This window comes from Geothermobacter hydrogeniphilus (assembly GCF_002093115.1).
Taxonomy (GTDB): domain Bacteria; phylum Desulfobacterota; class Desulfuromonadia; order Desulfuromonadales; family Geothermobacteraceae; genus Geothermobacter_A; species Geothermobacter_A hydrogeniphilus.
Genome location: NZ_NAAD01000014.1, coordinates 1 through 24,416 on the forward strand (window position 1 = coordinate 1; position 24,416 = coordinate 24,416).

General features: G+C 61.0%; 22 protein-coding genes. 8 read left to right on the forward strand and 14 right to left on the reverse strand.

Annotation, left to right across the window (positions count from 1 at the left end):
- Positions 1-59: 59 nt before the first annotated feature.
- The 3 genes from B5V00_RS11285 to B5V00_RS11295 all read right to left on the reverse strand — a co-directional run bounded on the left by B5V00_RS11285 (position 60) and on the right by B5V00_RS11295 (position 1,063).
- Positions 60-359 (reverse strand): type II toxin-antitoxin system RelE/ParE family toxin, encoded by a 300-nt coding sequence (locus B5V00_RS11285; RefSeq protein ID WP_085010906.1) that lies wholly within the window; start codon positions 357-359, stop codon positions 60-62.
- Positions 356-628, reverse strand: a complete 273-nt coding sequence (locus B5V00_RS11290) for a YlcI/YnfO family protein (protein ID WP_085010907.1) — start codon at positions 626-628, stop codon at positions 356-358. Before B5V00_RS11290 ends, B5V00_RS11285 begins: the two co-directional genes overlap by 4 nt.
- A gap of 87 nt (positions 629-715) precedes the next feature.
- On the reverse strand, positions 716-1,063 hold the full coding sequence (locus B5V00_RS11295; protein WP_085010908.1) for a hypothetical protein: 348 nt from the start codon (positions 1,061-1,063) through the stop codon (positions 716-718).
- Positions 1,064-1,146: 83 nt separating this feature from the next.
- Here B5V00_RS11295 and B5V00_RS16970 point away from each other — a divergent pair, with 83 nt between their 5' ends.
- Together B5V00_RS16970 and B5V00_RS17540 are read left to right on the forward strand one after the other, a co-directional pair.
- Entirely contained in the window at positions 1,147-1,293 is a 147-nt protein-coding gene (locus B5V00_RS16970) for a hypothetical protein (RefSeq protein WP_139800754.1), read from the forward strand.
- 21 nt (positions 1,294-1,314) lie between these two features.
- Complete coding sequence (locus tag B5V00_RS17540; RefSeq protein WP_281249696.1) at positions 1,315-1,449, forward strand: hypothetical protein; 135 nt, start codon at positions 1,315-1,317, stop codon at positions 1,447-1,449.
- A gap of 49 nt (positions 1,450-1,498) precedes the next feature.
- Here B5V00_RS17540 and B5V00_RS11300 read toward each other — a convergent pair whose 3' ends face one another.
- Together B5V00_RS11300 and B5V00_RS11305 are read right to left on the reverse strand one after the other, a co-directional pair.
- Entirely contained in the window at positions 1,499-1,897 is a 399-nt protein-coding gene (locus B5V00_RS11300; protein ID WP_085010909.1) for a hypothetical protein, read from the reverse strand.
- Between the two features lie 277 nt (positions 1,898-2,174).
- Entirely contained in the window at positions 2,175-2,888 is a 714-nt protein-coding gene (locus tag B5V00_RS11305; RefSeq protein WP_085010910.1) for a hypothetical protein, read from the reverse strand.
- 699 nt (positions 2,889-3,587) lie between these two features.
- Here B5V00_RS11305 and B5V00_RS11310 point away from each other — a divergent pair.
- From B5V00_RS11310 to B5V00_RS11330, 5 genes are all read left to right on the forward strand, one after another.
- Positions 3,588-5,393 carry a chloride channel protein gene (locus B5V00_RS11310; protein WP_085010911.1) on the forward strand — a complete coding sequence of 602 codons (1,806 nt, stop codon included), beginning with the start codon at positions 3,588-3,590 and terminating at the stop codon, positions 5,391-5,393.
- Positions 5,394-5,583: 190 nt separating this feature from the next.
- The gene (locus tag B5V00_RS11315) at positions 5,584-6,162 is read left to right on the forward strand and encodes a YceI family protein (protein ID WP_085010912.1); all 579 of its coding nucleotides are present in this window, start codon (positions 5,584-5,586) and stop codon (positions 6,160-6,162) included.
- Between the two features lie 23 nt (positions 6,163-6,185).
- Positions 6,186-7,280 (forward strand): type III polyketide synthase, encoded by a 1,095-nt coding sequence (locus B5V00_RS11320; protein ID WP_085010913.1) that lies wholly within the window; start codon positions 6,186-6,188, stop codon positions 7,278-7,280.
- Between the two features lie 102 nt (positions 7,281-7,382).
- A complete protein-coding gene (locus tag B5V00_RS11325) occupies positions 7,383-10,247 on the forward strand; it encodes an efflux RND transporter permease subunit (protein WP_085010914.1) in 2,865 nt (954 codons plus the stop codon).
- Positions 10,244-10,981 (forward strand): ubiquinone/menaquinone biosynthesis methyltransferase, encoded by a 738-nt coding sequence (locus tag B5V00_RS11330; protein ID WP_085010915.1) that lies wholly within the window; start codon positions 10,244-10,246, stop codon positions 10,979-10,981. Before B5V00_RS11325 ends, B5V00_RS11330 begins: the two co-directional genes overlap by 4 nt.
- A gap of 56 nt (positions 10,982-11,037) precedes the next feature.
- Here the strand turns inward: B5V00_RS11330 and B5V00_RS11335 are convergent, their stop codons facing one another.
- Complete coding sequence (locus tag B5V00_RS11335) at positions 11,038-12,069, reverse strand: 6-bladed beta-propeller (protein WP_172399726.1); 1,032 nt, start codon at positions 12,067-12,069, stop codon at positions 11,038-11,040.
- Positions 12,069-12,806, reverse strand: coding sequence for a cytochrome c3 family protein (locus tag B5V00_RS11340; protein ID WP_172399727.1), 738 nt, complete (start codon positions 12,804-12,806; stop codon positions 12,069-12,071). The genes B5V00_RS11335 and B5V00_RS11340 overlap by 1 nt, the downstream gene beginning before the upstream one ends.
- 257 nt (positions 12,807-13,063) lie before the next feature.
- Here B5V00_RS11340 and B5V00_RS11345 point away from each other — a divergent pair, with 257 nt between their 5' ends.
- Positions 13,064-13,519, forward strand: a complete 456-nt coding sequence (locus B5V00_RS11345) for an NUDIX hydrolase (RefSeq protein ID WP_085010918.1) — start codon at positions 13,064-13,066, stop codon at positions 13,517-13,519.
- 16 nt (positions 13,520-13,535) lie between these two features.
- Here B5V00_RS11345 and B5V00_RS11350 read toward each other — a convergent pair whose 3' ends face one another.
- From B5V00_RS11350 to B5V00_RS17205, 7 genes are all read right to left on the reverse strand, one after another.
- Positions 13,536-14,870, reverse strand: a complete 1,335-nt coding sequence (locus B5V00_RS11350; RefSeq protein WP_085010919.1) for an HD-GYP domain-containing protein — start codon at positions 14,868-14,870, stop codon at positions 13,536-13,538.
- A gap of 874 nt (positions 14,871-15,744) precedes the next feature.
- Positions 15,745-18,057 (reverse strand): FAD-dependent oxidoreductase, encoded by a 2,313-nt coding sequence (locus B5V00_RS11355; RefSeq protein WP_085010920.1) that lies wholly within the window; start codon positions 18,055-18,057, stop codon positions 15,745-15,747.
- A gap of 82 nt (positions 18,058-18,139) precedes the next feature.
- Positions 18,140-19,783 carry a glutamate synthase-related protein gene (locus B5V00_RS11360; protein ID WP_085010921.1) on the reverse strand — a complete coding sequence of 548 codons (1,644 nt, stop codon included), beginning with the start codon at positions 19,781-19,783 and terminating at the stop codon, positions 18,140-18,142.
- The gene (locus B5V00_RS11365; RefSeq protein WP_085010922.1) at positions 19,771-20,877 is read right to left on the reverse strand and encodes a class II glutamine amidotransferase; all 1,107 of its coding nucleotides are present in this window, start codon (positions 20,875-20,877) and stop codon (positions 19,771-19,773) included. Before B5V00_RS11365 ends, B5V00_RS11360 begins: the two co-directional genes overlap by 13 nt.
- A 611-nt stretch (positions 20,878-21,488) precedes the next feature.
- Complete coding sequence (locus tag B5V00_RS11370) at positions 21,489-22,754, reverse strand: ammonium transporter (RefSeq protein ID WP_139800758.1); 1,266 nt, start codon at positions 22,752-22,754, stop codon at positions 21,489-21,491.
- A gap of 229 nt (positions 22,755-22,983) precedes the next feature.
- Complete coding sequence (locus B5V00_RS11375; protein WP_085010924.1) at positions 22,984-24,051, reverse strand: branched-chain amino acid aminotransferase; 1,068 nt, start codon at positions 24,049-24,051, stop codon at positions 22,984-22,986.
- A 128-nt stretch (positions 24,052-24,179) separates the two neighbouring features.
- Complete coding sequence (locus B5V00_RS17205) at positions 24,180-24,347, reverse strand: hypothetical protein (RefSeq protein ID WP_172399728.1); 168 nt, start codon at positions 24,345-24,347, stop codon at positions 24,180-24,182.
- Positions 24,348-24,416: the final 69 nt, after the last annotated feature.

The following is a 24,416-nucleotide window of genomic DNA, read 5'->3' on the forward strand; positions in this document are numbered from 1 at the left end:
ATCATGGCGCCTTGACGCCGATTTAGGTAGTGGGGGGAGACCATTTCATCAACAGCCTCCTAGTGGTAGTCTTCTTCCCGTTGGTGCCGCACAGCTAAAATAGTGACAGTTTCATGGTCCTCGATCTCGAACAGGACAACATACCCCCTGGCTCCAAACGAAATGATCATCTCACGAAGCAGCGGATCTTCGGGGGTCGCCTTCCGACAAGTGAAGGGGAAATCCTGCAGAAACTCAACCCCCTTTTCAATCGCGTCGAGAGCTTTCCGAGCCGCCGGGAGATCCTGCTCAACCAGAAATCCGTAGAGACGAACAATGTCGTCTTTGGCCGCCCTGGTATACCGAACCCGATAGCTCACTTTCGGCCATTCTCTTCCGCACGAGAGAGCATTGAACGCAACTCATCATGAACAGTCTCTGCTGAATAGTATTCCCCGGTTTGCAGAGCCTCATCTTTAGCGGCCAACCCCCGAGCGATAAATTCCTGCTGTTCTATGCGGTGCCGGATACCAGCCCGCAATGATGCTTCCATAAAGCCGGAGAGCGTTTCCCCTTCACGTAAGACATTTTCAGCGGCCTTGCGCAGTTCAGGCTCAACTCTCAAGGATGGGATTGTGGCTGATTTCATGTCACACCTCCTTGCGATGCAATTGCAACTCATTTTAACAAGGAGGCCGACTGGAGGCAATGTGTAAATCGGGCATCCTGCCAGGGTTCATAACTCGATTTTTTCGGTTAGTTCTTTAGATATTTTCCTCATCATTTTTGCTGCTATTGGTTCGAGAATATCACCTGAGAAACTCTGCGGTTTTATGTAACCAGCCTCTTTGAATTTTTCAGTGGTGTAAAGATATTCTAGATATGCCTCTATTCGCTCAGGTTTTGTAGATTTTCTTCTGAGTTGTTTTTTGAAACTTTCTTGGAATCTCTTAATTTCTTTATCAGTCACATATTCATATGTCTCTTCAAGGAAGAGAGCTGCAAATTCATTTTGACTAAGACCAATTTTTTTTAGCCAGGATTTTAGCTCGGATTGTTTTTCAGAAATTTTATTTTTATTCATGTTCTGTCCCCGTTTGTCCCTAATGCCCTTTATAGACTCACCTCAAGCTGGGAGGCGAAGACACCCGAGAAAGGAGAGTTAAAATGGCAAAAGGAAGCAAAACACCGATGACCCCAAAGGCTGCTGCAAGAATCCAAGGAGCCAATGCTAAAGCAAATGGAGGGAAAGTTTCAAAAGGATCTTTCCCTGCAAGGGCTCAAGCCGCGGCAGCAAAAAACGGCAAAAAATAAACCTGAGACTGGGAGGTCATTATGCCAGACACATCAAACATGAGTCAGGAAGAACTGAATGTTTGGTCAGATATTAACAACCCAAATAATGATGCTGATATGGATGATTGGGCTGATGCTCACAATCCAAATAACGATGACTATTTAGGCGATTAGCAAGGGGCCTCCCAGCCCTTGGGGGCAGGCCAAAGGCCTGCCCTCTTTTTCAATTGATGTTGGCAACCGCATGCTGTCTAAACTTTGCCATGAATTTTCTTTGGTTCTCTTTAAAATCAGAATATGAAAAATCATCTTGAGTTTCTTCCAGGGCACTGATGCATGCGTCCCTCTTTTTTTTCATAGCATTCCATTTCATTATGCCGTTGTAGGAATTTATGCATTGATCGATTAGTGCATATTCAATTTTGGCTGGATATCTGTTCTCGTCAGTAAAGTGCACATAAGTACGAGCCCCACCTATGGTTAAGAGGACCAGCATGAAGGCAGGAATTAGTGGTTTGATGAAAGTGTAGCCATCAAGGGGCTTGTCGCAATACTGGCACTTGGTTTCATCATTGATAATAAATTCGTTGTCTTTTTGACATTCCGGGCAAGTAATTTTCATAATTGGTTCTTGAATTATAATGAGGACGTAGAAAAAATTTACCGTCTATTGTGATTGAAAAAAATGGCTTCTCAATTTGCTCTCAGATCGATTTTCTTTGTTCTTCGAATGGTTTTGTAGTCCTAAGTATTCAGCAATTATTCTATCTTCGAGGTTTTTCTACAGTCTCAACGGTTCTTGACAAGCGGCGGCGACAAGAAGGTTCGGCCTACCAGCGCAATTTAGATTTTGCTTTTCGGGAAGCACACAGTCATTTTCCGCCCGTTTGATTTTGTGATTAGCCATTATTTTCTTCAAAAGGGGATTCAATTAAACTTAACAACGCACCACCGATACCAGATGTACGCTGTTGGGTTAGCCCTGTGCCTGACATTGTTGTGTGCATATGATCAGTGTTCACCAGGCCTCTCGTATAAAGATCTTTCCAGATTTGGTCGTAAAAATCTCTGCGACCTTTTAATTCAGGACAAGCCGCTTCGAGAATGCTCGATAAGCCGCCTATGGACATATTTGGCCATGGACGATTGTTTGCTTCAAACCACGCAAGTGGGTTATGGAAAATTTTCAAAATTCGAATATGCCAGTCCGTGAATGTCTCGATGAGATCGAGACAAATTTGCCTGATTGCCTCTTCAGGCGGGTTCGGCAGAGCTGTGTTAAGGATTGCGTTTTTGAGGGCTTGTCTTTTTTCAGTTTGGCTATTTCTTACAGCAATTTGGCTCGCGTGCATGACTGTATCAATGAAGTCAGGGTTGTTCTGAAGTGCTTCAAGTGAAACTTCAAATTGCTCTTCTAGCATTTGAAGTGCCTCCCCAACTTCCTCCATCCAGACAATGCGGCGTTTTTCGAGAGGTGGATTTATCAGAGCAGAAAACAGTTCAGCAGCGGGGCCACCAACATAAGGAACGGCGGACAGGCCTGCCCGAGCAATCGCATGGGCCGCATCACCAACAGTTTTTGACGGTGGGGAATACTTTTTGCCGTCTGTCATGAATTTTCCTTTGAATGGCTAACAGGGGTTAGACAGTGACTGCCTTTTGTATAAGGCCGCCACTGTGTTATTAAATATGGCAGTGGAAAGAGTTTCTTTGGTATTCTATATTTCTCCAAAAACGCAAAAAGCCGCCCCAACTGCGATTGCAGCGGGTGCGGCTTTTTGATTCTGGTGCGGATGCCTTCCGCTCATGGCCCCCTCCATTACCAGCAGATCAATAAAACACCTATCTTTCTAGCATGTTTCGCCGCCATGAACAAGAAACAACTGCCGCCGGCGATCGGGACGGCCCGCATTCTGACCCCGGTGGGAACCTCCGAACCGAGCTGCCGCCGGTGACCGAACCGGGAGAGCGGCACGCCGCTGTCGTTCCTCTAGACATGTTGTCGCAATGGGGCCCAAATCCACCGGCAATTTCGGGATTCGGCTGTCGTTACGGCTGAATCTGCTTCGTTGCCTGCACCGCTTCGGTGCTCAACGCAGCTCGGCTGCGTCTGCGCCCGAATCGGCGCGGCGCCTCGCAGCTCCACCCGTTCCGCCACCCTCGGTCCACAAAACCGCCGGTGGATTTGAGCAGGGCCTTTTCACTTGCTTTTTATGGTGTGAAATGGTTGATTACTCGATGATCCCTGAATCGGTGAACAGATTGCCGGCGAACAGCGCAAACCACTGATTCAGGTAATCTTTTGTATTTCCATGACTATGAACCCCTACCTGCTGCTGAAAAACTTCCTGCAAGAAATGGATGTCCGCTCCATGGGGCGGCCGCTGCTGTTGTCGTCGCTGGTCGGCATCGTCGCCGGACTCGGCGCGCTGTTCTTCTACGCCGGGGTCCACTGGGCCAACGAGCTGTTCCTCAGCGGCTGGGCCGGCTATCATCCGCCGCCGATCTCCACGGATCTCTCCGACGCCTCGCCGATCATCTCGCTGGCGATGGAGTACCGCTGGTTCCTGTTCCTGATTCCGGCCCTCGGCGGGCTGGTCTCCGGCTACCTGGTCTTCAAATACGCTCCGGAGGCCGAGGGGCACGGCACCGACGGCGCCATCGACGCCTTTCACAACAAGGGCGGGCAGATCCGCGGCCGGGTGCCGATCATCAAGTCGATCGCCTCGATCGTCACCATCGGCACCGGCGGCAGCGCCGGCAAGGAGGGTCCGATCGCCCAGATCGGTGCCGGGTTCGGTTCCTTTCTTGCCGCGAAACTGAAACTGGATGCCGCCGACCGCCGCATCCTGCTGCTGGCCGGGATGGCCGGCGGCATCGGCGCCACTTTCCGCGCCCCGCTGGGCGGCGCCCTGTTCGCCGTCGAAGTCCTCTACCAGGACCCGGAATTTGAACATGAAGGTCTGATCCCGAGCATCATCGCCTCGATCGTCGCCTACTCGCTGTTCGGCAGTCTGACCGGCTGGCAGCCGCTGCTGGTCACCCCGCACTTCGTCTTCGAACATCCCCGCGAGCTGGTGCTGTTCTTCGTGCTCGGCATCCTCTGCGCCAGCGTCGGCAAGTTCTACGTCAAGTTTTTCTACGGCGTGCAGAAACTGTTTCACGCCATCCGCATCGACCCGATCTTCAAACCGGCCATCGGCGGCCTGCTGCTCGGCCTGCTGGCCCTGGCGGTACCGCAGGTACTCGGCTCCGGCTACGGCATGGTGCAGGCCGCCCTCTACGGCAAGGTCGCCATCTGGGTGATGCTGGTGGTCGCCTTCGCCAAGATCGTCGCCACCAGCCTAACCATCTCGTCGGGCGGCTCCGGCGGCGTTTTCGCCCCCTCGCTGGTGATCGGCGCGATGCTCGGCGGCGCCTTCGGACTGGCCGCCGAGGCCCTGTTTCCGGCGATGGTTCTGGACCCCCGCGCCTACGTGCTGATCGGCATGGCCGGCTTCTTCGCCGGGGTCTCCAACACTCCCATCGCCACCCTGATCATGGTCTCCGAACTGACCGGCAACTACGCCCTGCTGGCGCCGCTGATGCTGGTCTGCGTGGTGGCGATGATCGCCTTCCGCAAGAACACCATCTACTGCAAACAGGTCGCCAGCCGGATCGACTCCCCCGCCCACCTCGGCGATTTCGTCATCGACGTGCTGGAAGGACTGAAGGTCGCGGACCTGGCGGAATACGGCCGGAAACCCCACCAGGTGGCCGAACACAAGACTCTCTCCGACATCCTCGAAGAGATCGCCGACGCCGAGGGCGCCTACTACCCGATCGTCGACAGCAACGGCAATATGACCGGCATTTTCTCGGTCAACGACATCCGCCGCATCCTCGCCGAGGATCTGCCGCCGACCCTGGTGCTGGCGCGCGACATCGCCAACGCCAACGTCATCACCGCCCGCCCCGACGAGACCCTCACCGACGTGCTGCGCAAGCTGACCAGCCGTGGGCTGGAAGAGATCCCGGTGATGAACATCAGCGACCCGCGCAAGGTACACTTCATGCTCTCCCGCCGCGCCGTACTGGCCCGCTACGCCAGCGAACTGGAAAAACGCAAGGGCCGGTAGAATCCTCCCGGTCATTCCCCGAAGAAAAAGATGGTAAAATGAGAGGCGTCAGCGCCGCCCGACTGACAACAGCGGGAAAAAACCGGCAATTGTCACCCCGCTGACAGCCGGTGTATTTTTTTGATGCAAAATCGGACCCGAGGAGTATAATTCTGACCATTGTTGTCAACTTTCGTCGGAGATTCATCCCATGCGCGTCCTGATCATCCTGGCGACACTGCTTCTGCTGAGTGTCCCGGCCATCGCCACGCCCCTGTCGGGGAAATGTGAAATCCTCTTTTTCGGTTCTTCAACCCTGCACGACTTTGAGGGCAAAGGCAGCTGCGCCCCCTTCACCCTCGAAATAGAGCCGGACGGCAACCTCGACGACACCGGCATCGCCGTTCCGGTCGCCTCCATGGACACCGACAACGACAGTCGCGACGAAAATATGCGCGAGATGTTCGAAGCGGACAAATATCCGCGCATCATCGGCCACCTGCAATCGACGGCTGTCAAAGACCTGCGCACCCAGCTGCACCATGCTTTCGACAACGGCGGCACCTTCCCGCTGTCGCTGCGCATCCGTGACACCGAACAGCAGCTGAACGCCAGGGTGCTGCAACTGGTCGATACCCCCAAGGCCTTCAGCGTCGATTTTGAATTCCCGCTGTCGCTGGACAGCTATCACCTGGATCCCCCGTCGATCCTGTTCATCTCCGTTGACGACGAGATCAGGGTTCAGGTCAAACTGCATCTCGCCCCCCTGCCGACCCGCTGGCAGCCCTGACCCGAAAACAAGGAAAAACCTTCATGCTCCCCTCGATCCACGCCATTGCAACCGCCACTCCTGATATCGCCTACGACCAGAAAGAGGTCGGCAGCTGGATGCAGGAACTGGCCGGCGACAACCAGCAGCGCCGCATTCTCAAGGCCCTCTACCGTTCCAGCGGCATTGCCACCCGCCACAGCGTAATTCCCGGTTTCGGCCGGGATTTCTTTATCCAGGGCAGCAACGGACAACTGGCGGAACCCGGCACCGGCGCCCGCAATGACATCTACACCCGCGAAGCCCGGAAGCTCGGTCTCAAAGCCGGGCATGCTCTGCTGGAAAAAGCGGCAGGGTTTACACCGACTGAAATCACCCACGTGGTGACCGCCTCCTGCACCGGCTTCTTCAATCCCGGCCTGGATTATTACCTGGTCCGGGAACTCGGATTGCCCACTTCGACAGAACGCTACCATCTCGGCTTCATGGGCTGTTACGCCGCTTTCCCGGCGCTGCGCATGGCGGACCAGTTCTGCCGGGCGAATCCGGAGGCGGTGGTGCTGGTCCTCTGCCTGGAACTCTGCTCGCTGCATATCCAGCTCGGCGGCCGCGAAGATCAGCTGCTGGCCAACGCGCTGTTCGCCGACGGCGCGGCGGCCGCCCTGGTCAGCGCCCGGCCGCCGCGCACCGGGCAGACGGTCCTCGAACTGGAACGCTTCCAGTCGGCACTGGTGCCATCCGGTGAAACGGACATGGCCTGGACCGTCGGCGACAAGGGCTTCGACATCGCCCTGTCGAGCTACGTACCGAAGATCCTCGGCGCCAACATCGGCGGCGTGGTCGACGAACTGCTGGACGCGGGCGGCAGCCGCCGCGACCGGATCGGCGACTGGGCGGTCCACCCGGGAGGAAAATCGATCATCGACCAGGTCGGCAAGGCCCTGCAGTTGCGTCCGGAGCAGTTGGAAGCCCCCCGCGCGGTGTTGCGCGACTTCGGCAACATGAGCAGCGCCACGATCCTCTTCGTACTGCAGCGGCTGCTGGCCGAAAGCCACAGCGCCGAAGAGCAGATCTGCGCCATGGCCTTCGGCCCCGGGCTGACGGTAGAACTGGGGCTGTTGCGGCGGCGCCGGGGCTAGGCGGATGAAAACCATCCACCTGACGCGGCCCTGCCCGCCCCCCGCCTCCACTATGGCGACCTTTCCCGGAGCTTTGACCACCCCGGGCGTCCGGACCGGGACATGAACAGCGGCAGACTGGTCCGCTGCTACTACCTGCTGCTCGGCCGGGCGCGCCTGCCGCTGCTGGCGTTACTGGTGCTGCTGACGGGGCTGCTGGCACTGCCGGCCTCACGGGTCGGCATCGAGCAGGACAACGCGTCGATGGTGGCGGCGGAACCCGTGCAGCAAGCCGGCTATCGCCATTTCAAAGAGCTCTTCGGTCGGGATGACCTGCTGCTGCTCGGCCTGCAGAGCGACGACCTGCTCAGTCCGACCGGCCTGGCACGCCTCGACCGTCTGACCCGCGACATCGAACAGCTGCCCGGTATCGAACGGGTTTTCAGTCTCAGCAATGCCAGGACGGCCATCCCCGGCCCCTTCGGCGCCCAACCGGCGACACTGCTTCCCGATCTCGCGGCGGAGGATTTCAGCACCCGACTGGATGAACGGCTGCGGCAGAACCGGGAACTGGGCAGCCGTCTCCTGTCCCCTGACCGCACCACGGCCGCGATCCTGGCGGTGCCGAAGCAGACGGACGGCAACAGACTGCAGGATCTGGTCAGCGCCCTGCGGCGCATCGGAGATGAACTGCCGCCCGGCAACCGGCTTTACCTGACCGGAATACCGGTACAGAAAGCGGACGTCGCCCGCGCCATCCAACGCGACCAGCGGGTGATGATTCCGCTCTCGGTCCTGGTCCTGGGGCTGTTGTTGCTGCTGCTCTTCCGGCGGCCGCTCGGCGTACTGCTGCCGCTGGCGGTGATGGGCATCAGCCTGACCTGGACCATCGGCCTCTACAGCCTCGCCGGGCTGCAGCTCAATACCGTAACCGCCCTGCTGCCCCCGGTGATCATGGTGCTGGCAGTGGCGACCTGCATCCACCTGCTGCACGGCTGGCTGGAACTGGCCGGAGAACGGGGCGAGGTCCGCACCCTGCTCGCCCACCGCATGGCCACTCTCTTCACCCCCTGCCTGCTGACCGCCCTGACCACGGCCATCGGTCTCTTCTCCCTCACCGTCTGCGACGTCCCCGCGGTACGGAATTTCGGTCTCTACGCCGGGCTCGGCACCCTGCTGTCCTTTATCCTGGCCACCACCCTGGTGCCGATCATTCTCAGCTGGCGGCCGTTGCCGCCGCGCCATGCCGCCCGCCCGCCGCGGCTGCTGCGGCGGGGGCTGCGCCGCGCCACCCGGCTGGTACTGTGGCAACCGGCCGGCGTGCTGCTGGCCGCCGGACTGCTCAGCGCCCTGGCCCTGCCGGGGCTCTGGCAGATCCGCAACAACACCGACCTGGTGCGGTTCTTTCGCCCCACGGCACCGTTGTACACTGACACCCTGGCGCTTGACCGCAGCCTCGGCGGCGTGGAAACCATCGAAATGATGCTGACCCGAAAGGACGGCAAAGCCTTCGATGCCGACCAGTTGCAGCGCCTGGCCGCCTGGCAGCGGGAACTCCAACGCCACCCGGAAATCACCGGCAGCTTCGGCCTGCCCGACCTGCTCGGCGTTCTCTGGCGGGCCGAACATCCCGAGAGTGCCGCCTCCCTGCCGACCGACAACGCGCAACTGCTCGACCTGTTTGATCTGCTGTCCGGCATCGGCGACCGGCAGCTGGTCCGCCGCCTGGTCAGCGCCGATCTGCGCCACACCCGCCTGAGCATCCAGCTGCACCTGCTCGGCAGCGCCGCGGCGAGCCGCCTGGCAGAGGAACTGCTTGCCGAAGGACGATCATGGCTCGGCGAGGGGATTTCCCTGGAGGCCACCGGCAGCTTCCTGCTGATGAGCGGCGACTCCAACCGCCTGGTACGCAGCCTGCTGATGAGCTTCGGCCTTTCCCTGGTGCTGATCCTGGCCGCGCTCTATGCCGCCTTCCACAGCTGGCGACTGCTGCTGGTCGCCCTGGCGCCGAACCTGATCCCGCTGCTCTGGACCGGCGGACTGATGGGCTGGTTCGACATCGATCTGAACACCGGCACCGCCATGATCGCCGCCGTCACCATCGGCCTGGTGGTCGACGACACCATTCACTTCCTGCATCGCTACCGACGCGAACAGCACGGCTACGCGAAGCCCGCCCTGGTGCGCACCACCCTCGGCGTCGGCCCGGCGCTGGTGATCTCGACCCTGGTGCTGGCCCTCGGCTTCTGGGTCGGTATCTTCGGCAGCTTTCTGCCGACCAGCTGGTTTTCGCTGCTGACCGGAGCCACCCTGGTCGGCGCCCTGCTCTGCGACCTGCTGGTGCTGCCGGCCGGGCTGCTGTTGCTGGAGCGGCTGCGTCGCCGGAAACACGCCGCGGTCATGCTGCTGTGCCTGCTGTTGCTCTGCGCCCTCCCGGCATGGGCGGCCGACGCCCTGCCGCAGCAGCTGCAGCAAAATGACGCCGATCTGCCGGTACGCAGTGTCCTGCTGCCGGCCGCCCCGCCCCATGTCGGCAGCCTCAAACTGCTCAAGCGCGGAACAGCGGTGGTACTGCAGACCGACCTGGAAACCACCCTGCTGCGCCGGGTGCTGGCCGCCATCAGCCGCAGTGAACAACAGCGCTGGCCCGCCGGCAAACCGGGACATGACGCCATGCTCGCCTATCTCGACATGCTGAGCGCCGCCGCTGCCGCCGCCGAACAACGGGTTGTCGACATTCCCGCCGGAGAAGACCGTCGACGCCGCCTGCAGATCGAATTCATCGCCGCGCCGCCCGACTACCGGCTGGCTTTTTTCCTGCCCGACGGCCGGGGGCAGAGAACGCTGCAGGCCAGCCGCACCATCGGCGCGGAGTTCTGCCTGGCCGAAATGCGGGCCATTCTCGGCGAGCAGCTGAAACTGGACAGCGAGGGGGTCGACAGAATCCTGGGGCCCCTGTTGCAACAGCACACCAAGGAGCAACCATGAGCCGCTTCGATCTCGACAGCCGCGACTGGCTCGACACCCCGGAACGCAAACGGGACTACAACCGCAGACATTTCGCCGCCGCCGCCGCCAGCTATGACCGCGCCACCGTCGCCATGAGCCTCGGCCGCGACCGGGCCTGGAAGCGGTTGCTGATCGACAGCCTGCCCGACCACCCGGCACCGCGCTGTCTCGATCTGGCCTGCGGCACCGGCGACATCTGCGACCTGCTAGCCCGCCGCTACCCGCAGGGCGAGATTGTCGGGCTCGACCTGACCCCGGAAATGCTCGACCTGGCACGACAGCGGCCGCATGCCGGCAACATCAGCTTTATCGAAGGGGACATGGCGGCAACCGGCTTCGAAGATGCGAGTTTCGACCTGATTACCGGCAGCTACGCCCTGCGCAACGCGCCGCGCCTCGATCAGGCGCTGACGGAAATCAGGCGCCTGTTGAAACCGGGCGGCAGTGCCTGCTTCCTTGACTTCGCCCGTGCCGAATCGGCCCTCGGCCGCCGGCTGCAGTACCTGCTGCTGCGCTCCTGGTGCGGGCTCTGGGGTCGCATCCTGTCCGGCAGCTGGCAGGTGCACGGCTACATCGCCGAAAGCCTGGCCCGCTACCCGGAACCGGACCGCCTGCAGACGATGCTCGACGAGGCGGGGCTGCAGCCGGTCAGCCGACAGAGCCTGTTCGGGGGGATGATGAACCTGTTGCGCCTGCAGAAACCCTCAGAATGAAAGGGCAGGAGGCTGTTGGACTATCCTCCGCTTCAGCCCGTATCGTCCGACAGCTCCTAGAGAGGATTGCGGGCGAGATAGGCGGGATTGAGATACTGCCAGATCGAAACCCTGCTGTTATAGCGTTCGCTGATGAAAAAGCGGTCGTTGCCGTCGATCCAGATCGCCGTCGGCAGGCCGAAGCCGAGCGGATGGACCGTCGGGCCGCCGCCGATGACCAGCAACAGCCTGCCTTCGCGGTTGAAACTCATCAGCGCGTGCTTGCGGCTGTCGAGGACATGCAGGTGTCCCTCGCTGTCGAAAGCGAGGTCCCTCGGCCCGGAAAAATTCCAGGGTTCCCCTCCACGCCGGCCAATCTGACGGAGATATTGCCCATCGCCGTCGAAAATCGCGATCCGGGCGTTGAAGAAATCCGCCACGTAGATACGCCCCTGCTCATCGAGTGCCAGCCCCTGGGGGGAAAACAGCTCGCCCGGCCCGGTGCCCCTGCTTCCGAAGGACTGGACAAGGGTTCCATCCGGGGCGAAAACCAGGATCCGGCAGGCAAGGCTGTCGCTCACGTAGAGCAGCTTGCGCTGCCGGCTGTAGGCAAGGTAGCTGGGGTGCTTCAACACGCCACGGCCGAGAGTTCCGAGGATGCGCCCCACCTGGTCGAGCTTCAGGATTCGTTTTCCGTCGGCAACATAGATGGTCCCCTCCGGGCCGACGGCCAGGTCCAGCGGCTGTTTCAGCACCTTGGCGCCGACCAGGGGGCTGACCTTGCCCCGCTCTAAATCGTAGCGGTAGATGGTGCGCGCCTGCTGGTCGACAACCAGCAGGTTGCCGTCGGGCAACTCGGAAATCCCGAACGGCGCCAGCAGGTGCCCCGAAGCATCCCCTTCCGAGATCCTTTTCAGCAGGCTGTTTTTCCTCGGCTGCAAATCGAGAGGTGAGGAGAAGCACCCTATGTACTCGAACCTGGGCGACTCCGGGGGAGGCGGCCAGACCACGCGGGACCGCTCCACCGAACGGGCGCAGCCGCCGGCAAAGAGAAGCAGCAGCGCCAGCAGCCAAACGCTCCCCGGCCGAATGCCGGCGGCCGGGGCCACTACTTCTTGTGGCAGCGCAGGCACAACTGGCTGCCGCTGTTGTCAATGTTCAGGAAGGGCTGGTACTGCGGATCATGGACATCGTGGCAGGTCGAACATTCGATCTTGCCGGCAAAGAGCGGGATGTCGCTCCAACCTGCCTGGCCGGGGGGAAGATTGAAGGCATCATCCTTGGAACTGTCCGGAAAGCCGATGCCGATCGGGTGGTCGTCGCTGAGATCGGTTAAAAGGTAACTTCTCGAGGCATCATGGACGCTGCCGCCATAAAAGCCTGCCGGGGTATGACAGAGCCCGCATTCCCCGAAGCTCTGGCCGGGGGTCATGGTCGAGTGCCCGACCAGGCCCACCGTATCGCTCCAACCCGAATTGGGCGGGTTGCGCACCGCCGAAACCCCCGTCGCGCCGTCATGGCAATTCAGACACAACAGGGAGATCTGCCCGGGAGGAGAAGGGGTCCCGGCGTCCAGGGTACTGCTGCTGTAAACGGTGTAGGACGTTGCCGCGGTGCTGAAGGTCTTGTTCCAGAGCGGTGTGTTATTCTGGGAGTTGGCGCCGTGCGGGGTATGACAGTAAACGCAGATCTCGTTGTAGTCCTCGAGCCCTCCGAGTCCGTGTTCTCCCTGCTTGGCGGCCCAGGAGAGATCATGTTTGGAGCCGACGATGGAGGCGGAGCGGACAGTCCCGGGCAGACCCCCCAGGAGAACAACACCCAGCAAGACAAGGATCCGGTTCTTCATACCCCCTCCCCGAGGAAATAAATTGCCGTGGGTTAAATGATGGATGACCAGCAGGAAAAGCAAGTGTCGTTCCGACCCGCAGGCCGTCTCCCCCGAAAACCGGAAAGATGAGGGCAGAACGGTCATTCCCAGGCATACCAGGCCGTTTGCGGCCAGACGTGCAGACAGCCTGTAGAGCCATCACCGTCAATCGACCTGATTCAACTCAGTGAAATCACTGCAATACAAAAACTTGAGAGAATGAAAGGAGTCACCAGATGAGTCGTCCGCTGCATACCGTCATCGTCAGCTGCCTGGTGCGCAACACATCCGGCGAGATCCTGCTGATCCGTCACCCGCGGCGCGGCTGGGAATTGCCGCAGGGACACGTCGAGGCGGGGGAGGAGCTGCCGACGGCGGCAGTCCGGGAGGTTCGGGAAGAGACCGGTATCGAGATCAGGATCGAACGCCTGGCGGCCATCTTCTCCAAGCTCGAGCCACAACCGTCGGCGGTGATTTTCGGTTTTCTGGGAATGGCCACCGGTGGACAACCGACCACCAGCGAAGAGAGTCTTGAAGTCGGCTGGTTCGACGAACAGACAGCGCGAAAGCTGCCGGAGCACCCGGTCAATCGCACCCGCCTGGCCGAACTGCTCGACCAGTCCGGCAGCATCCGCTACCGGGCCTACAGCATGGGCCCCTACCGGCCGAAGCCCGGCCGGGATCTCGGCTGATCCGCGGAAGAAAACGTCAGGGCAGGTAGTCGGCGACCTGGATGCCCCGCGACAGGGGGCTCACCTCACCGACGATCCGCCGCATATCCGCGCCGACCAGGTCCATCAGCTCCGGCGGGACAAGCTCCCGACCGTCGGCATCGAGCAGAATTTTCAATCGCACCGACTCGTCCTCGGCAAACCCGACCCGGCTCACCAACCCGATCTGGTTGCTGTTGAGCCGCACCAAGCTGCCGACCGGGTAGGACCCGAGATCGGCGGCAAAATTTTCCAGCAGTTGTGGATGATAGAGGCTGCCCGCGGACTCGCGCAGTCGCGCCATCGCCCCGCGCGGCGTCATCGCCTGCTGGTAGGGGCGCAGGGTGGTCATGGCGTCATAGGCATCGGCAATGGCGACCATGTGGACATAATCGGGCATCTCCAGCCGACGGGCAGCGGCCGGATAACCACTGCGGTCGTACCCGAGATGGTGTCCGAGAGCAATCGCCACCGCCGCCTCGGGAACCTCTGTCATCTGTCGCAGAATGGCCGCCCCCTCCCCGGGGTGGTCCTTGATCCGTTTGAATTCGCTGCTGGTCAGACGCCCCGGCTTGTTGATGATGGTGATATCGATGCGCAGTTTGCCGAGATCGTGCAGCAGAGCGCCGAGACCGAGAACCCGCAGGCGCGCTTCATCGAGACCGCTGGCACGACCGACGGCGAGAGCGATCACCGCCACGTTGACCGAATGACGAAAAGTGTAATCGTCATAGTCCTTGATCAGCGAGAGCGCGAGCAGGGCGTGCGGCTCGGCGAGGGTCGTCTCAACCATCGACCGCACGGTCGCGATCGCCGCTCCCGACTGCGGAATCTTCCCCATCCGCACGTCGTTGAAAATCGACTCGGTGACATGAATCGCCTGCTGGTAAACCTTGTCCGCACGTTGCGCGGGCTCCCGGTCCTCTTCATCCTCGACGAGCTGCGCCTGGATATGTCGCAGACCGGCCCGACGGCAGCTCTCCAGCAACTGCTCCGGGCCACCGGGCCCGGTCAGCAGCACCAGGAAATCGGCCAGTTCGCGGGCGGTGACTCCTCGGGTGAAGACAATCGTTGCGATCGCCCGGCCGGTGAGAACCGCCAGCAGGTTTTCGGCCGCGGCCAGCGGCTCGGTGAACAGACGGTCATTGCAGAACAGGGTCTGCTGATGCACCCCGAGCACCACCCGCGGCTGTTCGCGCAGCAGCCGCTCAAGACACAGCAGCCAGTCATTCACCTGCCGCTGCAGGTTGGGATGCTGCGCCGGGTAGAGCTTCAGCCCCTGAACCGCGCGCAACATCGCCTGGATCATTTCAACCGGTCTGGACCCATCCATAGCACCCTCCTGTCGGTCAATCTAGCCCAACCAATGCAGTTGACCCAAGACAAAAAAGCCGCCCCGACCCCGTAGCAGGGTTCGAAGCGGCTTGAAATGCTGTCAGATGAGCAAGCAGCAGGGGGTGTCTTTCACTACCCCCAACACTACCGCTGAAGGCGGTCGAGACGTGCCTGGATGCAAGGCGCGTGAAGACTGAAAACGCAGGTGTAGCGACAGCTACATCGAGGATTGAAGGCTGAGTGCAACACCGCAGACGGGTGCGTATCGGCCGCCCCCAGCACCACCGTTGAAGGCGGACGAGACGTGCGTAGCTGCAAGGCGTCTCACAGCCGAGGGAGTGAGGCGTAGCGGCAGCTACGTCGGAATGACGAGGCGCGGGAGCAACGCAGCAGATGCGTGCGTCTCGACCGCCCTCGCAGAACACCGCGGGGTCGCGGCCCCGCCCGCCGCCCTACTCTTTTGTACACACAAAAGAGTAGGCAGAAAAAGCGCCCCGAATGTCTTGCCCGCTAGCGCGGGTTCCCTCCGTTCGGCAGACGTTTCGGGGCCGGGACGAAAACTCGGCTACGCCTCAAACATTCGGCCGGCTCTTTCCCGAAACGTCCACCTCTCTCCGGCGGCGACAACACGGGGAGGACAAGTCAAAAAAATCAGAAAAAAGAACCGCCTCGATCCAGAAACCGGTCCGAGGCGGTCGAGATGTGTGCGGATATCGGCCGCCCCCAACACCACCGTTGAAGGCGGTCGAGACGTGCGTAGCTGCAAGGCGTCTCGCAACTGAAGGAGTGAGGTGTAGTGGCAGCTACTCCGCAGCGACTGATGGTGCGAGCAACGCAGCAGATGCGTGCGTATCGACCGCCCTCACACTCACTCACACCACCTGTTCCATGGCCCATACTCCGCACGGACATATCCCCGCGCAAACGCTGCAACCGATACAGACTTCATCATCCGAAACATACTCGAAGGATCCGTCTTCCTTCTCGACCCGTCGGATAGCCCCTTCCGGGCAGGCCTCAAGACACATGGAACAGTCGCGACAGGTGCCGCAGGAGATGCAGCGCAGGGTCTCCTCCTTGCCGTCGATGATGCAGAACTTGCCGCGGTTGCGCGGTTTGAACAGCTCCTTGGAAAGGCAGCTCTGGTTGATCATCTCCGGCTTGACGATCGGCGTCAGCTCACGGCCGGCGAACAGGTCATTGACATAGGCGATCGCCTCCTGTCCCTGGCCGATGGCGTGGGTCAGCAGCCCCGGCTGGATGGTGTCGCCGATGGCGAACACCCCCGGCGCCTTGACCACCTGGCCGCAGGCGTCGACATCCATCATGCCGCGCTCGGTCAGCCATTCGCGCGGCACGTAGGAAAGGTCGGGACGCTCGCCGATGGAGATGATGACGTCGTCGGCCTCGATCAGTTCGCCCTCTTTGGTCACCAGTCCCTGCTCGGTGATCTTCTCGGTGAAGACCGGCCAGCGCACCTCTCCGCCGAGGGCCTTAACGTGGTCGATTTCCTTCTGGAAAGCCGAGGGCCGCTGCACGTCGATGGCGATCACCTTCTCCGCCCCCATGGCGTAGGCGCCGAGGCAGACATCCATGCCGGCGTTGCCGGCGCCGATGACCACCACCTTTTTGCCGATTTTCGGCTTTTTCCCGGCGTTGACGGCCTTGAGAAAGTCGAGCCCCTTGAGCAGCCGTTCATGGCCGGGGAAGGGAATGACCACCGGATTGTGGGCACCGGAGGAGATCACCACCGCGTCGTAGTCGGCGCGGATGCGGGCGAACAGCTCGGCGTCGACCGGGGTGTTGGCACGGACCTCGATCCCCAGATCCTTGATCCGCCGGATCTCGCTGTTGAGGGAATCCTCGGGCAGCCGTTCCGGCGGAATGACCTGGCGCAGCTTGCCGCCGATCTCCTCGTCGGCCTCGAAAACCGTCACCTGGTGGCCTGAGAGCCGCGCCTGCCAGGCCGCCGAAAGGCCGCCGGGGCCACCGCCGATCACCGCCACCCGTTTGCCGCTGTCGGGCTGCGGCTCGGGAGCCGGGATGTCCCGCGACAGCCGGCCGAGGGCGGCCATGCTGACCGACTTGTCGACATACTGGCGGCTGCAGGCGTCCATGCAGGGGTTGGGACAGACCTCGCCGCAGACCGACGCCGGGAAGGGCGAATACCTGAGCACCAGCTGCAGCGCCTCCTCGTGCTTCCCCTGACGCAACAGGTTGATGCGGTCCTGGGTGGGGATATTGGAGGGACAGGCGACCTGGCAGGGAGCGCCGAAACGCTTGTCCTGCCAGTGGGGAATCTTCAGCCGGTCGGCGCCGACGTTGACCAGGCCGCCGACATGCTGGTAATCGTCCTGGACCACATCGCCGAAGATGCCCCCTTCGATCCATTTCCGGGTGAGGAACTCGCGCATGCTGATACGGCTGTGAACGTGGCGCTCCTCGTAGGACTTGGCGACGATCTTCTTCCAGCGGGAGAAATCGGTCAGCTCCGCCAGCAGCGGGCCGCGACCAATCTTTTCCAGGAACACCGGCATCCCGGCAGAGAGAAACTCCCGGTCGGCCTCATCAAGATCGAGCAGCCAGACGTCACCGGAAAGGCCTTCGACCGGTCCACGGACATAGATGGTGCCGCCGACCATGCCCATGCAGGCGCGGTCGCCGAGGACCGAGGTCTCATCTTCGCAGCCGTGGCCGCAGATCACGGCGATGCCGCCGCCCATGAATTCAAAGCAGAAGGAGCCGGTGCGCTTGAGAACCCAGAATTCCGGCGGCTGGTAGGCCGGATCGTGCTTCATCAGCGAACCGGAGCGGGTGCCGACCCGGCCGGCGACATAGATTTTCCCCGCCGCGGCACAGTGGGCGGTGGTGTCACCGCCGTCACCGAGGATGGTCAGCTCGGCGCCGGCGTTGAGCCAGCCGGCATCGGCCGGGGCCGAACCCTCGACGACGATTTCGGTCCCTTCGAGGCCGAAGGAACCGACCCGCTGGCCGGGGTTTTTCACCCGGAATTTCAGCGGCGCGCCGTCTTCGGTCCAGAGCGGTCCGCCGATATCGTGGTGTCCCGAGGAGAGCACTTCGAACTCGGTCTCACCGGCATCGAGCGCCGCGTAGATTTTCTGCAGCAGCTGCTGGGTGGAAATGCGCTTGTTCTGGTCATCAAAACCGATAATTTTCGCGGACATAAAAACCTCAGGAGAATCGGCAAAAGGCCAAGGGCCAAGGGCTAAGGGGTAAATCCTTTCGCCTTTGGCCCTTCGCCGGGTCTTAACATACGTACTGAATCTGCAGTTTGTCGGCCACGGCGCGATCAGTCGCCACCAGGGCGTCAGAACGGCCGACCGGCAGGGAGCTGTTGCCGATCGGGGCCATCAGTTTCTTCAACTCAGTGTCCATCGCCAGGAAATAGTTGACGATGTTCTGCGCCACCCGCTCCGGGTCGAGCCGGTGTACCAGCGGCGGCTCCTGGGTGGTGATGCCAACCGGGCAGAGACCGGTGTTGCAGGCGTTGCAGCGCCCCTGGTCGTTGCCGACGCAGCCGGCCATCTGCAGAATCAGCTTACCGGAGAAAACGCCGTTGGCGCCGAGGGCGATCATCTTGAAGGCGTCGGCGGCGAGGTCGCCGGTCTTGCCGAGGCCGCCGGCCGCCCAGAGCGGGATCTGCCCCTGGCGCCCCTGGGCCACGGCGGCCAGGTAGCAGTCGCGCAGCTTGGAGACGATCGGATGACCGGTGTGATCGAGGGAGACCTCGTGGGCGGCGCCGGTGCCGCCGTCGATGCCGTCGAGGAAGAAACCGCCGACGATGTTGTAGGGATCGCGCACCAGGTTGTTGAAGACCGAGACCGAGGTCGACGAGGCGGCTACCTTGATCGCCACCGGCACCCGAAACTTGAAGGCGGCGTTGAAGGAGAGGAACATCTTCTGCACGCTCTCTTCGATCGAATAGAGCCCCTGGTGGTTGGGCGGGGAGAGCAGGTCGGCCTTGGGCACGCCGCGAATCGCCTGGATATGCTCGGCGACCTTCTGCGCCATCAGCAGGCCGCCGTCGCCCGGCTTGGCCCCCTGGCCGATCTTGATCAGCACCCCGGCCGGATCCTCGATCATGTGCGGCATCGCCTTGGCGATCCGGTTCCAGCCGAAATGCCCGGAAGCGATCTGCAAAATCATGTATTTCAGGTAGCGGGACTTGAGCAGACGCACCGGCACACCGCCCTCGCCGGAGCACATCCGCACCGGCAGCCCGCACTCCTCGTTGAGATAGGCGGTCGCCATCGCCACCGCTTCCCACATCCGCCAGGAGAGGGCACCGATCGACATGTCGCCGATCACCACCGGGTAGATCCAGCGCACCGGCGGCGTACTGCCTTCGGTCCGCAGCAGACCCTCGGGACCGACCCCCAGGGGCAGTTTCTGCGGCGGCAGGATGCGGCCGAAGGGTGCCAGCAGGTCGAAGGTATGCCGCTGGGCGTCAAGGCTCGGGTCGGTCATCTGCGAAATCCGCCCGACGCGGATCTTGTCCAGGGTGCGTACCGTCGATTCCAGATTCTTGCGTCCGCCGCGTTTGATCGAATCGCCACCGAGACAGCGGGTGACGATCGGGTGGCGGGTGTCCGGGTTGCGCTCCGGGCGGATGGCGTCGTTGGGGCAGACCTTTTCGCAGATCCCGCAGCCGCGGCAGTAATTCTTCACCGACTTCACCTGGCGGATGACCGGCACCGCGGAAAAGCGCGCCTTCGGCTCCGGCAGCTCGCTCTCGGAAAAGACCATCCGCCGCCGTTCCACCTTGGCCTCGATGGCCCGGAACGAACAGGCCGAGACACAGGACCCGCAGAGGGTGCAGCGGCTGGCGTCGTAACGGATTTTCCACGGCAGGTCGTTGGGGGTAACGTCCTGAACTCTCATTGTTTCCATCGCTGCACCTCCAGATCATTGCCGATGGCGACAATTTCCCGCTCGTTGGGATAGATGTCGGTCTCCCAGTCGCGCTCCGGAAGAACTTCGTTGATGCCGCAGACCTCGGAGGAGATGACCACCGTCTTCTCATCGCGGCCGATCACCACGGGACGCAGCTTCTTGGCGTCGCAGCAGGTGAACATGCTGTGATCCGGCAGCACCCCGATAATGGTGTTGGGACCGTTGATTTCCAGGTGGGCGAGGGACTGGCGGATCGCCTTGAGTTGCTCCCTGTCCTCGCGCTGCTCGATCTCCTCGAAAGGCAGCGGAGTGACGACATGCTTGTAGTAGCGCAGCGGCCAGCCCAGTTCGTGATGCACGTAATGCAGGGTGTAGAGAAAACACTGCGAATCGGACTCGAAACCGATGTAGCCGCGGTGCAGTTTACGCTGGAATTCGACGTTTTTCAGGTAGAAGGTGTTCTCGCCGTTGGCCAGCGCCGTGTAACCCTGCAGGTGGAAGGGATGGGCGGCGTAGCGGACGATATCGTAGTTGGTGTTCTGCCGGCACTGGGCGGTGATGACCCGGGCGGTGAACTTGTCATCGGGCTGCCAGAGATTGAAATAGGTGCCGATATCACGCGGATCGCCGATCTCCTTGAGGGTCACCACATCGGGCCAGAAGGAGTAGACGAACCCTTCTTCGTTCGGCTCCAGGGCCTCGCGCAGCTTGAGACGCATATCGAGCAGCAGGTCTTCTTGTTCCTTCTTGTCACCGTTGCGCAGATGCTTCGGATAGTCGAAGGTTTCAAAGACGTAGTTGGGCATGGCGTTGATATCCAGACCGGGCTGCGGATTGGTCTCGGGGACCCACTGCAGCACCCGCTGAAAACCCGCCTCGTGGAGGATATCCTCAGCCAGCCGCACCCCCTCGTCGGTGGCCGCCATCGACAGGGTCGGCAGTTTCTTGTAGTTTTCGAATATGCCGCCGAGGTCGTGCATGACCATGGCGAACCCGGAATTATCGTGCCCCTTCTGCTGCGACTGCATCAGCTGCAGCGCCATGCTCGGATGCACGAAATCGAGACTCTTGATTGCGCCGATTCGACACATTGGGCATCACCTCCATAGGTTAATCCTGATGCTTTCGCAAGAAAGCCAAAATGGTGATGGCTGAGCCATCAATCCTGACCGGCCACGCCGGCAGGGCTGTCCTACCTGAATCCGTGAGTTCCTGTTGGATGGAGAGTGCAAGTGTCTGATCTGAATGAGATGTCCAAAAATCTGAAACGCACCCACAGGTTCGCTGGTGATTTTTGGGAAGATCAGACAGATCAATGACTTGTGCTATCCGCCGACAAGGGGCTCACCGATTCAGGTAAAACACAGCCCGAATTGAATTAGCAATTTTCAAACCAATTGCCTGCAAAAATTTTAAAACCATCTCCACGAAACGGGGAACGGACTATAACATAACGACATAACAAAAATTTTTAAAAAGGATAATATTTTTCAGCTTCTCATTGAGGCGACAAAATACCCCTTCTGGTCTGAATATCTGAACTTACCCCTACTCAGAGTAAGTAACATTGATACTCTATTCTAACAGTGGTCCCGACTCGCGGGCAGATATAAAAACCGGGACAATCCTCAGATCATCCCGGTCCGTAAATCATCCAAAAGCGCGACGCCCCGGCCGGGACGCCACGAGCCGTAACGGCAAGTCAGCTGTAGGCGGTCTCCGAATGCGCCACCTGATCAAGCCCCATGCGCTCGTCATCCTTTTCGACCCGCAGCCCCATAGTGGCCTTGAGCACCAGCACCAGCAGCGTGGTCACCACCACCGCGTAACCGCCGGCGGCAACCACGCCGATCAACTGCACCCAGAACTGGTGAAAATTGCCCGAGACCAGCCCGGTGGCCCCGACCGTCGCGAAGATGCCGGTGGCGACTGCTCCCCAGGCCCCACCGAGGCCGTGAACACCGAAAGCATCGAGGGAATCGTCGTAACCCAGCCGGTGCTTCAGCATCACGCCGCCATAGCAGACCGGCCCGGCGGTCAGCCCCATCAGCATGGCCCATCCCGGGGTAACGAAACCGGCCGCCGGGGTGATCACCACCAGCCCGGCAACGATCCCCGAGGCCGCCCCCAGGGCACTCGGCTTGCCGGCGTGCAGCCACTCCAGCAGCATCCAGGAGAGCGCTCCGGCCGCCGCCGCGGTCTGGGTGGTGGCGAAAGCCAGCGCCGCGCTGCCACCCGCCGACAGGGCGCTGCCGGCGTTGAAACCGAACCAGCCGAACCAGAGCAGACCGGCACCGAGCAGAGTCATCGGCAGGTTGTGCGGCACCAGCCGCTCCTGCGGATAACCGATCCGGCGTCCCAGCGCCAGCGCCAGCACCAGGGCCGAGATTCCGGAGGAGAGATGAACCACGGTCCCCCCGGCAAAATCGAGCGCCCCCAGCTCCAGCAGCCAGCCCCCATCCCCCCACACCCAGTGACAGAGGGGATCATAGACCAGCGTCCCCCAGAGCAGGATAAAGACGCAGTAGGTGGAAAACTTCATCCGCTCGGCGATCGCTCCGGAGATCAGGGCCGGGGTGATCACCGCGAACATCCCCTGGAACATGATGAAGACGTAGGTGGGAATCGAACCCGTCAGGCTCTCGGGAGTGATGCCGCAGAGAAAAGCATTGGCCAGGCCGCCGATGAAACGCCCCTCGCCGCCGAAAGCCAGGGAGTAGCCGATGGCGACCCACTGCACCCCCATGATCGCCATCGCCGCCACGGTGTGCATGGTGGTCGAGAGAACATTCTTGGACCGGACCATGCCACCGTAGAAAAGCGCCAGGCCGGGCAGCATGGCCAGCACCAGGGCCGAAGAGACCAGCATCCAGGCGGTATCGCCGCTGTCGAGCCGGTCGGCAGCCAGCACCGGCGTTGCGGAAAGAAGCAGCAGCAGAGAAAAGAGAGTGGAAACAAGACGGGCCATCATGAACCTCCGAGAAAACCTCATTGTTGGTGCGGCGACAATGCCTTCCCGTAGAAATAGCAACCTGCGTGCCACTGAACAGAGTTGTTGTTTTTCAGCTACTTACAACAACAACACCTGTCTGTTGCCTAAAATTAAAGCAACTCGTTCCCCGCCAAGGCCAAAAAAAAGGCTCCCGCCGCGGCGGGAGCCTTTTGTATCCGGATACCCCGGCGAGGTCCGGACTTTCTCAGATTTCGACCACCCAACCCTGGGTATCGGGCAGACGACCGTACTGAATGCCGGTCAGGGTATCGTAGAGTTTGCGGGTGATTTCCCCGGTGGTTTTACCGTCACCGAGCAGGGCCGTCTTCCCCTGGTAGGTGAACTGGCCGACCGGGGACACGACCACGGCCGTTCCGGTGCCGAAGGCCTCGGTCAGGCGGCCGCTTTCGATCCCGGCAAAGATCTCATCAACCGCCAGCGCCCGCTCCTCGACCTCCAGCCCCATCTGCTGCGCCAGGGAGAGAATCGAGCGGCGGGTGATACCGTCGAGAATGGTCCCGTGCAACGGCGACGTCACCAGCCTGCCGTCGTAGATAAAGCACATGTTCATACTGCCGACTTCCTCGACATGCTGCCGGTTCTTCGCGTCCAGCCACAGCACCTGGTCATAACCCTGGCCGGCAGCCTCGCGGGCGGCGTAGAGGCTGGCGGCGTAATTGCCGCCGGTCTTGACCTCACCGGTGCCGCCATGGGCGGCACGCACGTAATGATCGGAAATCCAGATCTTCACCGGGGCCAGCCCACCCTTGTAGTAGGCGCCGACCGGCGAAAGGATCACGTAGCAGGAGTACTGGTCGGCCGGGCGCACGCCGAGCATCGGCTCGGTGGCGATCATCGTCGGTCGGATATAGAGACTGGTGCCGGGGCTGCGCGGCACCCAATCCGCCTCCAGGGCGACCAGCTGCCTGATGGCATCGAGAAAAAACGCCTCGTCGACTTCCGGCATGCACATCCGGCGGGCGCTGCGATTGAAGCGGGCGACATTGTCGGCCGGACGGAACAGCGCCACCGAACCGTCGTCGCGACGAAAGGCCTTGAGCCCCTCGAAGATCTCCTGGGCGTAGTGCAGCACCATCGCCGCCGGGTCCATGCTGAAAGGCCCGTAGGGCTGAATCCGGGCCGAATGCCACCCCTGCCCGGTGGTGTATTCCATCAGGAACATGCGGTCGGTGAACTGCTTGCCGAAGACGAGTTGCGATTCATCCTCGATACGTGGTTTGGGATCTGGAATGGGAAGGACATCGATCTTCATCTTGGCGGCCTCCGGAAAATGAAAAAATTGGGAATGGGATTTTTTAGCATATTGCCCGAAGCAGCGGCAAGCAATTCCGAGTTCCCGGATCCCTCAATGATTCCGGACAGCGAGAGCCGCCCGAAACTTCAGTCCTTTTCGCTCCGGGGCAGCGTGGCACCGCCATACATCAGCCGCCGGCTGTTTTCGCGGCATTCATCTTCATGGAAACGACGTACCAACTTCTCATACTCCGCCCGCTCGGCCCATTCTCCCAGGCGGTAGCCCAGATCACTGACTTTCCACAGATCTTCCATTGATTCCTCCCAACGATTTTTTCCGGATCGACAAACCCGGCCAGCGACCCGGAGATGTCAGCAAGGAAT